This is a genomic window from Hydrogenophaga sp. PBL-H3 (genome assembly GCF_010104355.1).
Taxonomy (GTDB): Bacteria; Pseudomonadota; Gammaproteobacteria; order Burkholderiales; family Burkholderiaceae_C; genus Hydrogenophaga.
Window position 1 is genome coordinate 3,289,877 of the sequence record NZ_CP044972.1, and the last position, 14,034, is coordinate 3,303,910.

General features: G+C 65.6%; 13 protein-coding genes and 3 tRNA genes. 6 read left to right on the forward strand and 10 right to left on the reverse strand.

The features are described 5' to 3' along the window. Nucleotides 1–9 precede the first annotated feature (9 nt). The gene (locus tag F9Z44_RS15250) at nt 10–1,392 is read right to left on the reverse strand and encodes a phosphomannomutase/phosphoglucomutase (RefSeq protein ID WP_159607543.1); all 1,383 of its coding nucleotides are present in this window, start codon (nt 1,390–1,392) and stop codon (nt 10–12) included. A 117-nt stretch (nt 1,393–1,509) separates the two neighbouring features. Here F9Z44_RS15250 and F9Z44_RS15255 point away from each other — a divergent pair, with 117 nt between their 5' ends. The 3 genes from F9Z44_RS15255 to F9Z44_RS15265 all read left to right on the forward strand — a co-directional run bounded on the left by F9Z44_RS15255 (nt 1,510) and on the right by F9Z44_RS15265 (nt 4,526). Beyond that, the gene (locus F9Z44_RS15255) at nt 1,510–3,018 is read left to right on the forward strand and encodes a DNA-3-methyladenine glycosylase 2 family protein (RefSeq protein ID WP_442907200.1); all 1,509 of its coding nucleotides are present in this window, start codon (nt 1,510–1,512) and stop codon (nt 3,016–3,018) included. After that, complete coding sequence (locus tag F9Z44_RS15260) at nt 3,015–3,515, forward strand: methylated-DNA--[protein]-cysteine S-methyltransferase (RefSeq protein WP_159607547.1); 501 nt, start codon at nt 3,015–3,017, stop codon at nt 3,513–3,515. The genes F9Z44_RS15255 and F9Z44_RS15260 overlap by 4 nt, the downstream gene beginning before the upstream one ends. A gap of 99 nt (nt 3,516–3,614) precedes the next feature. After that, nucleotides 3,615–4,526, forward strand: a complete 912-nt coding sequence (locus F9Z44_RS15265; RefSeq protein WP_159607548.1) for a DMT family transporter — start codon at nt 3,615–3,617, stop codon at nt 4,524–4,526. Nucleotides 4,527–4,598: 72 nt separating this feature from the next. On the opposite strand, the gene F9Z44_RS15270 is transcribed toward F9Z44_RS15265, so the two are convergent. The 9 genes from F9Z44_RS15270 to folC all read right to left on the reverse strand — a co-directional run bounded on the left by F9Z44_RS15270 (nt 4,599) and on the right by folC (nt 11,880). Beyond that, a tRNA-Asp gene (locus tag F9Z44_RS15270) sits at nt 4,599–4,675 on the reverse strand. Nucleotides 4,676–4,745: 70 nt separating this feature from the next. Next, nucleotides 4,746–4,821, reverse strand: a tRNA-Glu gene (locus F9Z44_RS15275). Between the two features lie 115 nt (nt 4,822–4,936). Continuing rightward, a tRNA-Ala gene (locus tag F9Z44_RS15280) sits at nt 4,937–5,012 on the reverse strand. 76 nt (nt 5,013–5,088) lie between these two features. Beyond that, on the reverse strand, nt 5,089–6,477 hold the full coding sequence (gene gltX / locus F9Z44_RS15285; protein WP_159607549.1) for a glutamate--tRNA ligase: 1,389 nt from the start codon (nt 6,475–6,477) through the stop codon (nt 5,089–5,091). A gap of 1 nt (nt 6,478) precedes the next feature. Next, nucleotides 6,479–7,684 (reverse strand): O-succinylhomoserine sulfhydrylase, encoded by a 1,206-nt coding sequence (locus tag F9Z44_RS15290; protein WP_159607550.1) that lies wholly within the window; start codon nt 7,682–7,684, stop codon nt 6,479–6,481. 12 nt (nt 7,685–7,696) lie between these two features. Further along, entirely contained in the window at nt 7,697–9,202 is a 1,506-nt protein-coding gene (gene purF / locus F9Z44_RS15295; protein WP_159607551.1) for an amidophosphoribosyltransferase, read from the reverse strand. 32 nt (nt 9,203–9,234) lie between these two features. Continuing rightward, nucleotides 9,235–9,720 carry a CvpA family protein gene (locus F9Z44_RS15300; RefSeq protein WP_159607552.1) on the reverse strand — a complete coding sequence of 162 codons (486 nt, stop codon included), beginning with the start codon at nt 9,718–9,720 and terminating at the stop codon, nt 9,235–9,237. A 22-nt stretch (nt 9,721–9,742) separates the two neighbouring features. Then, nucleotides 9,743–10,450, reverse strand: a complete 708-nt coding sequence (locus F9Z44_RS15305) for an SPOR domain-containing protein (protein WP_159607553.1) — start codon at nt 10,448–10,450, stop codon at nt 9,743–9,745. Nucleotides 10,451–10,530: 80 nt separating this feature from the next. After that, the gene (folC, locus tag F9Z44_RS15310) at nt 10,531–11,880 is read right to left on the reverse strand and encodes a bifunctional tetrahydrofolate synthase/dihydrofolate synthase (RefSeq protein ID WP_159607554.1); all 1,350 of its coding nucleotides are present in this window, start codon (nt 11,878–11,880) and stop codon (nt 10,531–10,533) included. Between the two features lie 58 nt (nt 11,881–11,938). On the opposite strand from folC, the gene F9Z44_RS15315 reads away from it, so the two are divergent. From F9Z44_RS15315 to argG, 3 genes are all read left to right on the forward strand, one after another. Next, complete coding sequence (locus tag F9Z44_RS15315) at nt 11,939–12,283, forward strand: arsenate reductase (RefSeq protein WP_159607555.1); 345 nt, start codon at nt 11,939–11,941, stop codon at nt 12,281–12,283. A 79-nt stretch (nt 12,284–12,362) separates the two neighbouring features. Then, entirely contained in the window at nt 12,363–12,680 is a 318-nt protein-coding gene (gene ppnP, locus F9Z44_RS15320; RefSeq protein WP_159607556.1) for a pyrimidine/purine nucleoside phosphorylase, read from the forward strand. Nucleotides 12,681–12,697: 17 nt separating this feature from the next. Beyond that, the gene (argG, locus tag F9Z44_RS15325; protein ID WP_159607558.1) at nt 12,698–14,029 is read left to right on the forward strand and encodes an argininosuccinate synthase; all 1,332 of its coding nucleotides are present in this window, start codon (nt 12,698–12,700) and stop codon (nt 14,027–14,029) included. Nucleotides 14,030–14,034: the final 5 nt, after the last annotated feature.

Sequence of the window (14,034 nt, forward strand, 5' to 3'; positions counted from 1 at the left end):
CGCTGCCGTTCAGTGGGCGCTGGCGCCGACCACGGCGTCGGGCTTGGCGCTCTTGAGCAAGGCCAGCATCACCGCTTCAATGCGGTGCAGCGCCTCGGTGGTCTGCCCCTCAAAGCGCAGCACCAGGACCGGCGTGGTGTTGGACGCGCGGATCAAACCAAAACCATCGGGCCAGTCCACCCGCACACCGTCGATGGTGGACAGCTTGGCCGGCTCGTCGAACTTCGCCTGCGCCACCAGTTGCTTCACCACCGCATGGGGTTCGCCTTCGGCACAGGCCACGTTGAGTTCGGGCGTGCTGAAGCTGGTGGGCAAGGCGTTGAGCACCTCGCTGGCGTTCGGGCTGCGGCTCACGATCTCAAGCAGGCGTGCACCAGCGTAGGTGCCGTCGTCAAAGCCGTACCAACGTTCCTTGAAAAAGATGTGGCCGCTCATCTCACCACCCAGCGGGCTGTTCAGCTCCTTCATGCGGGCCTTGATCAGCGAGTGGCCTGTCTTGTAAATGTGGGCCACGCCGCCGGCCGCTTCAATCGCAGGCGCCAGGCGCTGCGAACACTTCACGTCGAACACGATGTCGCCACCGGGCACGCGCGAGAGCACGTCCTGCGAGAACAGGATCATCTGGCGGTCGGGGTAGATGTTGTTGCCCTCTTTGGTGACGATGCCCAGGCGGTCACCGTCGCCATCAAAGGCCAGGCCGAGTTCGGCGTCGGTCTCGCGCAGCGCGCGCATCACGTCCTGCAGGTTCTCGGGCTTGCTCGGGTCCGGGTGGTGGTTGGGGAAGTTGCCGTCCACCTCGCTGAACAGTTCAATCACCTCACAACCCAGCGCGCGGAAGATCGCAGGCGCCGATGCACCGGCCACGCCGTTGCCGCAATCCACCACGATCTTCATGGGGCGCGAGAGTTTGATGTCGCCCACGATGCGCGCCTGGTAAGCCGCCTGCACGTTGATCAGGCGAACACGCCCGCCCTCGGCACGCGTGTGTGATTCGGCTTCCATCGTCTTGCGCAGCGCCTGGATGTCGTCGCCATAGATTGCGCGCCCGGCCAGCACCATCTTGAAACCGTTGTAGTCCTTGGGGTTGTGGCTGCCCGTGACCTGGATGCCACTGGTGCACAGCGTGGTGGCGGCGAAATACAGCATGGGCGTGGTGGCCAGACCGATGTCGATCACGTCCACACCCGCCGCCACGAGCCCGCGAATCAGCGCTGCCGACAAAGCCGGCCCGCTCAGCCGCCCGTCTCGGCCCACGGCCACGCTCTTCTCGCCCAGCTTCATGGCCTGCGTGCCAAACGCCAGGCCCAGCGCCTCGGCCACCTCTTCGTTGAGCGCGGTGGGCGTCACGCCGCGGATGTCATAGGCCTTGAAGATCGAAGGGGTGACTTGCATGGTGATGTCCTGGGTTCGGTGAGGTTCGGCCATTGTAGGAGTGGCCTTTGACGCCTCGGGAGCCACATGTCCGGAAACGGCCAGCCACGCCCATCCGAACGGCCTACCATGGCAACCATGAAACGCCTGGACCGCATCGACGACGACGCCTGCTACCGCGCGCTGTGCTCGCACGACGCGCGCTTTGACGGGCAGTTCTTCACCGCTGTCACCTCCACCGGCATCTATTGCCGGCCAGTCTGCCGCGTGCGCACCCCCCGGCGCGAGAACTGCCGTTTCTTCGAGCATGCGGCACAGGCCGAGCACGCGGGGTTTCGCCCGTGCCTGCGCTGCCGGCCCGAGCTGGCGCCGATGGATCGGCACTGGTCCACCGAAGACGCCTCCACCATCTTGCTGCAGCAAGCCACGCTGTGGCTCGACGATCCCCAGCACTGGTGCGACACGGAAGGCAACATGGGAGAACGGCTGGCCGCGCGCCTCGGCGTGAGCGACCGCCACCTGCGCCGCGTGTTCGAGGATCGGCTCGGTGTTTCGCCACTGCAATACCTGCTCACGCGCAAGCTGCTCACCGCCAAACAACTGCTCACCGACACCGACCTGCCGATCACCCAGATCGCGGGCGCCAGCGGCTTTGCCAGCGTGCGCCGCTTCAACGCCGCCTTTCTCGACCACTACCGCCTGAACCCGACCCAGCTGCGACGCGAGACCAGCACCCGCGACAGCGGCCAGGGCACCACAGTGCGCCTGGGCTACCGACCGCCCTACGACGTCACAGCCACACTGGCCTTTTTTCGTCAGCGCCTGATCGAAGGCGTGGCCTTCGTCGACGACCAGTTGCGCCTCGGGCAGACCTTGCGCATGAACATCGGCGAGCGCAGCCACCGCGGCTGGTTGCTGGCCGAGTTCGATGAAACGCGGTGCCAGCTCGTGCTGCGCGTGAGCGACGAGCTGCGCGAGGTGCTGCCGCAGGTGATCCACCGGGTGCGCGCCGCGCTCGACCTGGACGCCGACCCGAGCGCGATCAACGCTGTGCTGCATGGTGCATTTCCGGCTGGCGACGGCCTGCGCGTGCCGGGTGCGCTCGACGGTTTCGAACTCGCCGTGCGCGCGGTGCTCGGCCAGCAGATCACGGTGGCCGCCGCGCGCACGCTCGCGCAGCGGCTGGTGAACCGCTTCGGCGAGCGCATCGACACGCCGTTCGCGGCACTAACCCGGCTGTTTCCCGCGCCCGAAGTGCTGGCGCAGGCCGGTGGCGATGCGCTGGGCGAGCTGGGCATCGTCAAACAACGCCAGGCCGCCATCGTGGCGCTGGCGCGGGGCGTGGCCGAACAAGGCCTCGTGCTCAACGGCAGCGCCGACGTGCCGGCCACCGTCACAGCGCTCAAGGCGCTGCCCGGCATCGGCGACTGGACGGCGCAGTACATCGCCATGCGCGCGCTGCGCTGGCCCGACGCCTTTCCCGCTGGCGACGTGGCACTGCACAAGGCGCTGGGCGTGCAGGACCTCAAGCATTCGGCGCGCGAGGCCGAAGCCGCGTCGCTGGCCTGGAAACCGTGGCGCAGCTACGCCGTCCTCCGGGCCTGGTCGGCCGGACACGTCACCCCACTCACAGGAGCTTGCGCATGAAACACGATCCCCTCACCGCCTTCACCTCATGGGAAGGCCTGCTGGGCGCCATGACCCTGGCTGCGACGAAGCGTGGCCTCAGCGGCGTCTGGTTCGACGGCCAACGCCACGGACCCGATACCTCGGCCTGGCGCCGCGATCCCGAGCATCCCGTGCTGCAAATGGCCATTCAGCAGCTCGACCAGTACTTCGCAGGGCAACGCACGGCCTTCGACCTGCCACTGGACCTGCAAGCGGGCACGCCGTTCCAGCAACAGGTGTGGCAGGCGCTGCGGCGCATTCCACCAGGAGCCACCACCAGCTACGGCAGCCTGAGTGCGGCGATCGGCAAGCCCGCCGCCGTGCGCGCCCTGGGCGCGGCCGTGGGCCGCAACCCGGTCAGCATCGTCGTCCCCTGCCACCGCGTCCTGGGCGCTGACGGCTCGCTCACCGGTTATGCCGGCGGGTTGGAGCGCAAGACCGCGCTGCTGTCGCTGGAGGGCGCCACTCCACCCTGACAAGCCATGCCATTGAGGCAGACGGCGCATCAATGGCGCACCCATACGGCATCAATACCACCACTGGGCGCGAACAGTGCCCGTGCATACTTTCACGCCATGAACCCCGTCCTCGCCCTGGAATTTGTCCTGCTCGCCGCCCTCTGGGGCTCGTCGTTTCTCTTCACGCGCCTGGGCGCCACCGAGTTCGGCATCGTTCCCACCGCGGGCCTGAGGGTCATGCTGGCCGCGCTTTTTCTGTTGCCGGTCTTTCTGGTCAAGGGTGTCTGGGCCGACTTCCGCCAACGCGCCAAGGCCATCTTGTTCGTGGGCCTGCTCAACTCCGGCATCCCGTTCATGCTGTTCGCGTTCGCGGTGATGCACATCACCACGGGGCTCACCTCCATCCTCAATGCCACCGTGCCGCTCACTGGTGCCTTGGTCGCCTGGCTGTGGCTCAAGGACCGTCCCGGTGGCTCGCGCATGTTGGGCCTGGCCATCGGATTTGCAGGAGTCACGCTGCTGGTCGTTGGCAAATCGGGTTTCAGCGCCACTGGCGTGGCCGGCGCGGGCTCCACTGGCATCACGTTGCTGGCCATGGGCGCCTGTCTGCTCGCCACCCTGTGTTACGGCCTGGCCGCCAGCTTCACCAAACGCTACCTCACCGGCGCCCACCCGCTGGCCACCGCCACCGGAAGCCAGATCGGTGCAGCGCTCGGCCTGGCTGTGCCCACCCTGTGGTTCTGGCCCGCCGAGCCCGTGAGCTTCACGGCCTGGGCCGCGGTGGCCGCGGTGGCACTCTTGTGCACGTCTATCGCCTACATCCTGTTCTTCCACATCATCGAACAGGCCGGCCCGAGCAAGGCCCTCACCGTCACCTTCCTTGTGCCGGTGTTTGCACTGGGTTACGGCGCGCTGTTCCTGAACGAGACCATCACGCCGTGGATGGTGGGATGTGGCCTGGTGATCATTTGCGGCACGGCGTTGTCGACCGGGCTTGTGCGCCTGCGGTGGCTGGAACGGGCGACCTGAACCGAAGCCTGCAAGAGCGACAGACGAAAAAAATCACCGGGGTCTTGCGACCGCGGTGATTTGATTCTTGACTGGCGGAGTGGACGGGGCTCGAACCCGCGACCCCCGGCGTGACAGGCCGGTATTCTAACCAACTGAACTACCACTCCTGGTAGATGGCGTTCGTTCTTGCGAACCAAGTGCCAACCACTTGTGCCTGAGTTGCCTTGCGGCAAATTCTGGCGACCCTACGGGGATTCGAACCCCGGTACTCACCGTGAAAGGGTGATGTCCTAGGCCTCTAGACGATAGGGTCAAAACCTTGGGACTAACCGAAACGCGACTCTCTGCACCGCGTTTTTTGGAACTTCGAATTGTAGCATCGGAAGGTGATGTTCCTTCCTCTGCTGCGCTTCGCAGTCCCTGATTTTTGGTGGAGGTAAGCGGGATCGAACCGCTGACCTCTTGCATGCCATGCAAGCGCTCTCCCAGCTGAGCTATACCCCCACAGGGTTTGTTGATCTGCTTCGCCGGTTTGATTCAGCGCTGCATTTCAGCAAGCCTCAGATTATAGGCGATTTTTTCAAGCCTTCTGCAAACGGTCCAGGACTGTTTCACGTTTCTGCAATTCGAGCACGGCATCGAGCGACGGCGTCTGGGCAGTGCCCATCACCAACACACGCACCGGCATGGCGATCTGCGGCATCTTCAGGCTGTGCGCGGTGAGCACTTCCTTGATGGCCGCCGAGATGCTGGCCTTGTCCCACGCAGCGCCGCCGAGCTTGCCAGCCAAGGCGGCCAGCGCCGGGCGCACCGCGTCGGTCACGTGCTGCGTGAGTTCGTCCGCGTTGGGCGTGATGTCGGCATAGAAAGCCTTCGCCCACTGGGCCAATGCCACGGTGGTGTCGCAGCGGTCCTTGAACAGGCCACAGATGCGCGGCAGGCGGTCATCCGCCGCAATGCCCTGCCACCTGAGCTGCTCGGCCACCAGCGGCGCGAGTGCGTCGTCGGTCATGGCCTTGAGGTGCTGGGCGTTGACCCAGCGCAGCTTGGCTTCGTCGAACTGCGCTGCACTGCGACCCAGGTGGTCGAGGTTGAACCACTCCAAAAACTGTGCGCGGCTGAAGATTTCATCGTCGCCGTGGCTCCAGCCCAGGCGCGCGAGGTAGTTCACCATCGCATCGGGCAAGTAGCCTTCGTCGCGGTACTGTGTGACGGGCTTGGCGCCGTTGCGCTTGCTCATCTTCTCGCCCTGCTCGTTGAGCACGGTGGGCAGGTGGGCGTACACCGGCGGCTCCTTGCCGAGCGCGCGAAAGATGTTGATCTGGCGCGGCGTGTTGTTCACGTGGTCGTCGCCCCGGATCACGTGGGTGATGGTCATGTCGATGTCGTCGACCACCACGCAGAAGTTGTACGTGGGCGTGCCGTCGGGGCGCGCGATCACGAGGTCGTCGAGTTCGTCGTTGCTGATCTCGATGCGGCCCTTGACCTTGTCGTCCCAGGCCACGACGCCGCCCTGCGGGTTCTTGAAGCGCAGCACGGGCTTCACGCCCTCGGGCACGGCCGGCAGCACCTTGCCCGGCTCGGGCCGCCAGGTACCGTCGTAGCGCGGTTTTTCCTTCGCCGCCATCTGCGCTTCGCGCAGCGCATCGAGTTCGGCCACGCTCATGTAGCAGGGGTACACCAGACCAGCAGTCACCATGTCGGCGAGCACGGCCTTGTAGCGGTCCATGCGCTGCATTTGGTAGAACGGGCCTTCGTCGTGGTCCAGGCCCAACCACCTCATTCCTTCAATGATCACGTCCACCGCGGCCTGCGAGGAACGTTCCAGATCCGTGTCTTCGATGCGCAGGATGAAGACGCCGCCGGTGGAGCGCGCAAACGCCCAGGGATAAAGCGCGGAGCGGATGTTGCCGAGGTGGATGAAGCCGGTAGGCGATGGCGCGAAGCGGGTGCGGACGGTGGTGGTCATGTCAGAAAGTGAGGAGTCCGCGGTCGAGGTCGGTCTGGATGTCTGGGAGATGTTCAAGGCCCACCGCCACGCGGATCAGCCCCTGCACCACGCCCGCCGTCTGGCGCTGCGCTTCGGTGAGGCGGCCGTGCGAGGTGCTCGCGGGGTGCGCCATCAGGGTCTTGGTGTCACCCAGGTTGGTCGAGAGCGACATCACCTGCAGCGAGTCGAGCACGTGGAACGCGCGTGCGCGGGCCTGCTCGGCGTCAGACGCCTTGACCTCGAACGAGAGCACGGCGCCCCCGCAATCCGACTGCTGCGCCATCGCCAGCGTGTGCTGTGGGTGGCTGGCCAGGCCCGGGTAGTGCACGCGCGCCACGACCGGGTGGTCTTGCAGCCACTGGGCCAACTGGAGTGCGCGGGCCGACTGCGCCTGCATGCGGATGTCGAGCGTTTCCAGGCCCTTGAGCACCACCCAGGCGTTGAACGGCGCGAGCGTCATGCCCGCGCTCTTGAGCACGGGCAGGAAGGTCTTGGTGACCAGGTCCTGGCTGGCGCACAGGGCGCCGGCCATCACACGGCCCTGGCCATCGAGGTACTTGGTGCCCGAGTGCATGACGATGTCGGCGCCCAGCTTCATCGGCAATTGCAGCGCTGGCGTGGCGAAGCAGTTGTCCACGCACAGCAGCGCGCCCGCGTTGTGCGCGATGTCGGCCAGCGCGCGGATGTCGCACACCTCGGTGAGCGGGTTGGTCGGCGTTTCGGCGAACAAGAGTTTCGTGGTCGGCTTGATCGCGGCCCGCCATGCCGCCACATCGGTTTGAGACACAAAGGTGGACTCGATGCCGAAGTTGGCCAAATCGGTGCCGATCAGCTTGATGGTGGAGCCAAACATGGAGTGCGAGCACACCACGTGGTCGCCAGCCTTGAGCAGGCCCATGCACATCATGAGGATGGCGGACATGCCAGAAGCGGTGGAGAGGCAGGCCTCGGCGCCTTCGAGCGCCGCCAGGCGTTGCTCGAAACTGGCCACCGTGGGGTTGCCGTAGCGGCCGTAGGTGAAGCCTTCCTCGTCGCCGGCAAAGCGGCGCGCGGCGGCTTCGGCGCTGGGTTGCACATAACCGCTGGTGAGGTACAAGGCCTCGGAGTTCTCGCCGTACTGGCTGCGCTCGACGGCTTCGCGCACGGCCAGTGTGTCGCGGTGCAGGTTGGTTTTCTTCTGCGTCATGGGCCGTGGCTTTCAGGCGACCTGCGCGTTGGGCAAGGCCAGGCGTGAGGTGTCCTCTTCACCCTCTTCACTGGTATCGCGCCCGGCGTTCAGGCGGGCGATGTCGGCCAGCGTGATGTCACCTGTGACGTACACACCGTCGAAGCACGACGCATCAAAACCCGCGAGCTCGGGATTGAGCGAGCCAATCGCTTGCTTCATCGCGTCCACGTCCTGGTAAATCAGGGCGTCGCAGCCGATGCTTTCGCGCACTTCGTCCACCGTGCGGTTGTGCGCCACGAGTTCATCGGGTGTGGGCATGTCGATGCCATAGACGTTGGGGTAGCGCACCGGCGGCGCGGCGCTGGCCAGGTAGACCTTGCGCGCGCCGGCGTCGCGCGCCATCTGCACGATCTCGCGACTGGTCGTGCCACGCACGATGGAGTCGTCCACCAGCAACACGTTGCGGCCCTTGAACTCACTGCCGATCACGTTGAGTTTCTGGCGCACCGACTTCTTGCGCACGCCCTGCCCCGGCATGATGAAGGTGCGGCCCACGTAGCGGTTCTTCACGAAGCCCTCGCGGTACGGCAGACCGAGCAGCTGGGCCAGCTCCATGGCGCTGGGGCGTGACGATTCGGGAATGGGGATGACCACGTCGATCTCGTTCGGAGGCACGGTGGACACCACACGTTTGGCCAGGGTCACGCCCATGTTCAAACGCGCCTGGTAGACCGAGATGCCGTCCAGCACGGAGTCGGGCCGGGCCAGGTACACGAACTCGAAAATGCAGGGGTTGTGACTGACCTTGTCGGCGCACTGCTGGAACTGCATCTTGCCGTCGAGGTCGACGAACACCGCCTCACCGGGCAACACGTCGCGGTCCAGCTCAAAGCCGTTGCCTTCCAGCGCCACCGACTCGCTGGCCACCATCACGCCGCCCTGGTCGTTGTGGCCCACACACAGTGGACGGATGCCAAACGGGTCGCGGAAGGCCAGCAAGCCGTGACCGGCGATCAGCGCCACCACCGCATACGACCCCTTGACGCGCTGGTGCACGCCACGCACGGCTGCGAACACATCGGCTGGTTTCAGCGTGATGCCGCGCGTGACCTTCTCCAGTTCGTGTGCGAGCACGTTGAGCAGGACCTCGGAGTCGCTCTCGGTGTTGATGTGGCGGTGGTCAGTCTGGAACAGCTCCTGCTTCAGCGCATGCGCGTTGGTCAGGTTGCCGTTGTGCACCAGCACCAGACCAAACGGCGCGTTCACGTAGAACGGTTGTGCCTCTTCTTCGCTGTAGGCATTGCCGGCCGTTGGGTAGCGCACCTGGCCCAGCCCGCATATGCCGGGCAGCGAGCGCATGTTGCGGGTGCGAAACACATCGCGCACCATGCCCTTGGCCTTGTGCATGAAAAATTTTCGACCCTGCTGGGTGACGATGCCCGCCGCATCCTGGCCGCGGTGCTGCAGGAGCAACAAGGCGTCGTAAATCAGCTGGTTGACTGGCGTTTTGCTGACCACGCCCACGATTCCACACATGTTTCGATCCTCAGAAAAATTTCAAATGCTGTTCACGCGATATATCGGGCCACTGGCTCGGGCAACAAGGGCCTGATGGCGTGCAGCGTGGCCACCAGCACGTCGGCTACCGCCGAGCCCTGCCACCACAGCGCATCCCGCAGGGGCGACATGCTCATCACCACGGCGAACGCGAGCAACATCACCACGCCACGCGCCAGACCAAAGGCACCGCCCAGAATCCGGTCCACCGGCCGCAAGCCGACCGACGCCACCAGCTTCTTGACCATCCACGCGAGCAGGCCGCCCGCAAAAGCCACCGCGATGAAAACCAGCACGAAGCCAGCAGCCAGCTGAAGCGGTGGCGAGATGCCGTTCAGCGGCAACAGGGCGGCCGCTTCGTCGGCGTAGGCCTGCGCAAGCACGAACGCCGCCACCCAGCCCGCCACCGACAGAACCTCGTACACCAGCCCACGCCACGCACCCAGCAACACCGACAACAACAACACCGCCAGCAGCAGCCAATCCGTCAACACCATGCAACCATCATCCGTTTGTGCGTCACAGCGTGAGGATGGCCGCAGGCAAGCCCAGGGCCTTCACGCGGGCTGCAGCCTTGTCAGCCTCGGCACGGCTGGCATAAGGCCCCAGACGCACGCGGATACGGCGCCCCTCGGCGGTTTCAGCCACATGGGTGTAGGTCTTGAGTCCGGCGGCTTCCAGCTTCTGGCGCACCGAGCGGGCACCCGCTTCTTCAGAGAACGCGCCCACCTGCACCACCAGGCGCTCGGCGGCAACTGCGGTGGTGGGTGCAGCGGTTGTCGTTGCGGGTGGGGTGGCGATCTTGCCTTCGAGCAGGGCACGGGCGCGATCGGCGTCAGCGGGTGCAGGAGCGGGCCTGGTCGGCTCCGCCGCTGGCTTGGAAGGCGCAGCAGCCTCAACGACCTCTTCGCGCGCACTCAGGGTCTCGCGGGCTTCGACGCTGGGCGCAGGTGGTTTGGCGGCGGCCGGCGCCGCAGCGGGTGCCGCTGCCGTGGCCGGCGCCTTGACGGCCGGCGCGGGCGTGTTCTTGGCCGGAATCTCGATCGGGATGTCGACCGAAATCGGGCGCGGCTGCGTGTCGAACAACAAAGGGAAACCCAACACGCCCAGCAGCACCAGCACGCTGGCACCGATCAGCCGATGGCGCGCACGGCGGCGCACGGCGTCAATGCTCTGCGGCGGCGGTGTCGATGGATTGCCCTGTGAGCCTGAACGGGATGTGAACATTCGGGTGGGAACCATGACGCCAAAGGAGGCCTGGCGAGGGGCGCGACACGGGAGCGGTCGGGAAGGTTCGGGCGAAGGGGTCAGGAGGGCAGGTGTTTGGCCGACAAGCGGGGCACACCGTCCTGCAGAACTCCCCCCACGGTGAAGAACGATCCGAAGACCACGATTCTATCAGCGGGGTCCGCCTGGGACACCGCCGCCTGCAGGGCCTCCATGGGGCTGGCGTGGCAGCCAGCCACCGTGCTTTTGGCCGTGGCGGGATGGGCTTTCAAGGTCTCGGCCAGGGCCACGGCGGTGCTGGCCCGGGGCAGCGGCAGGTCGGTCAGGTGCCAGCGATCGATCAACGGCGCGATGCGCTCGACCATGGCACCGAGGTCCTTGTCGGCCATGGCGCCAAACACGGCGTGGGTGGTGGGGTAAAAGCCCATGGCGTCGAGGTTTTCGGTCAGCGCGGCCACCGAGTGCGGGTTGTGCGCCACGTCCAGCACCAGGGTGGGCGTGCCGGGCACGATCTGAAAGCGCCCGGGCAGCTCCACCAGCGCCAGGCCGTTGCGCACGGCCTGCGCCGTCACCGGCAACTTCGAGCGCAGGGCCTCCACCGCACCCAGCACGCCCGAAGCGTTCACCAACTGGTTGGCACCACGCAGCGCCGGGTAGGCCAACCCCGCGTAACGCCGGCCGCCGTGTGAAGGGTGCATGGCCCAGCCCCACTGCTGCTGGTCGCCGGCGAAATGAAAGTCTTTGCCGATGCGCCAGAGATCGGCACCGATCTCCAGTGCTCGGTCGAGCACGCTTTGCGGTGGCACCGGGTCGCTCACCACCACCGGGCGGCCGGTGCGCATGATGCCGGCTTTCTCGAAACCGATGGCCTCGCGGTCGTTGCCCAGCAGGGCCATGTGGTCGAGTGCGATGCAGGTGATGACGGCGCAGTCGGCATCGATGATGTTCACCGCGTCCAGCCGGCCGCCCAGGCCCACTTCAAGAATGGCCACGTCCAGGCCCGCGCGCGACAGCGTGCGCAGGATGGCCAGTGTGGTGAATTCGAAATAGCTCAGGCTGATCTCTTCGTCGCCGCCCTGCCCTTTGCGCGCTTCTTCCACCTCGGCAAACGCCGGCAGCAGCTCGTCGGTGGCCACGGGCTCACCGGCGATGCGGCAGCGCTCTTCAAAATGCACCAGGTGCGGCGAGGTGTAGACGCCGGTGCGGTAGCCCGACTGGGTGTACACGGCTTCCAGCATGGCGCAGGTGCTCCCCTTGCCATTGGTGCCGGCCACGGTGATCACCGGGCAAGTGAGGGCCAGGCCCATGCGCTGGGCCACGCGTTGCACGCGCTCCAGCCCCATGTCGATGGTGACGGGGTGCAGGCGCTCGGCATGGGCCAGCCACTCGGGCAGCGTGGTGGGGTGGGGAGGCAGATCGATGTGGAGCATGGCTGGATTGTCCCATCGGCTCCTTGGCCTTTGCCGGCATCACCGACAATCCCTTTCCATGATCACCGTACATGGCATACCCAACTGCGACACCGTCAAAAAAGCCCGAGCCTGGCTGACCGACCACGGCGTGGAGCATCGATTCCACGATTTCAAGAAACAGGGCGTGCCCGAAGCCGACCTTGATATTTGGCTGGCCGCCGCAGGCTGGGAAACCCTGGTCAACCGCAAGGGCACGACCTGGCGCCAGCTTGATGACGCCGTGCGGGCCTCGGTGGTGGACACGGCCAGCGCGCGCGCCCTGCTGCTGGCCCATCCCAGCGCGATCAAACGCCCGGTGGTTCAGTGGGCCGACGGCATCACCGTGGGGTTTGACGCTGCCGCCTGGCAAGCGCGTCTGTGATCCCGGCAACCGCCCCACCCTGCGGCCTAAAATCGCGGTTTCGCCATTCGCTTTCGTCTTCGCACCACACCCCAACACCATGAGCACCACCCAATTCGACGGCGTGACCGTCAACACCCAAGCCAGCGTGTACTTCGACGGCAAGTGCGTCAGCCACGGCATCACATTTGCCGACGGCACGAAAAAATCGGTCGGCGTGGTGCTGCCCGCCACACTCACCTTCAACACCGGCGCACCGGAAATCATGGAATGCGTGGCGGGCGGCTGTGAATACAAACTCGCCGGCACCGACGCCTGGCTCAAGTCCGGTCCTGGTGAGAAATTCAGCGTGCCCGGCAACAGCAGCTTCGACATCCGCGTGACCGAGCCCTACCACTACATCTGCCATTTCGGCTGAACCACTGAACGACCGCCATGGCCACCATCCTCCAGAACCTCCCCACGCAACAGAAAGTTGGCATCGCCTTCTCGGGCGGCCTCGACACCAGCGCAGCGCTGCTCTGGATGAAACAGAAGGGCGCAATTCCCTACGCCTACACCGCCAACCTGGGCCAGCCCGACGAACCGGACTACGAAGAGATCCCGCGCAAGGCCATGCAGTACGGCGCTGAAAAAGCGCGCCTGATCGACTGCCGCACCCAGCTCGCGCACGAAGGCATTGCCGCGCTGCAATGCGGCGCCTTCCACATCAGCACAGCGGGCGTGACCTACTTCAACACCACGCCGCTGGGTCGCGCCGTCACCGGCACCATGCTGGTGGCCGCGATGAAGGAAGACGACGTCAACATCTGGGGCGACGGCAGCACCTACAAGGGCAACGACATCGAGCGCTTCTACCGCTACGGCCTGCTGACCAACCCCAGCTTGAAAATCTACAAGCCCTGGCTCGACCAGCTGTTCATCGACGAGCTGGGTGGCCGCGCCGAGATGAGCGCCTTCATGACGGCCAACGGCTTCGGCTACAAGATGAGCGCCGAGAAGGCCTACAGCACCGACAGCAACATGCTCGGCGCCACCCATGAAGCGAAAGACCTCGAGCACCTCAGCAGCGGCATCTCGATCGTGAACCCCATCATGGGCGTCGCCTTCTGGAAAGACGAGGTGGTGGTCAAGCGCGAGACCGTGACGGTGCGCTTTGAAGAAGGCCAACCGGTGGCACTCAACGGCGAGACCTTCGCCAGCCCGGTGGACCTGATCCTCAAGGCCAATGAGATCGGTGGCCGCCATGGTCTGGGCATGAGCGACCAGATCGAGAACCGCATCATCGAAGCCAAGAGCCGCGGCATCTACGAAGCCCCTGGCCTGGCGCTGCTGCACATCGCCTACGAGCGCCTGGTGACCGGCATCCACAACGAAGACACCATCGAGCAGTACCGCGTCAACGGTCTGAAGCTGGGCCGCCTGCTCTACCAGGGCCGCTGGTTCGACCCACAGTCCATCATGCTGCGCGAAACGGCCCAGCGCTGGGTGGCGCGCGCCATCACGGGCGAGGTCACCATCGAGCTGCGCCGCGGCAACGACTACTCCATCATGAACACCGAGAGCGCCAACCTCACGTATGCGCCCGAGCGTTTGAGCATGGAGAAGGTGGAAGACGCGCCGTTCACGCCGCTGGACCGAATCGGCCAGCTGACGATGCGCAACCTCGACATCACCGACACGCGCGCCAAGCTGGGCGTCTATGCCAAGGCTGGGTTGTTGTCGCTGGGGGACGGGGCCAGCATGTTGAAGCTTGAGGGGGAGTAACTTCT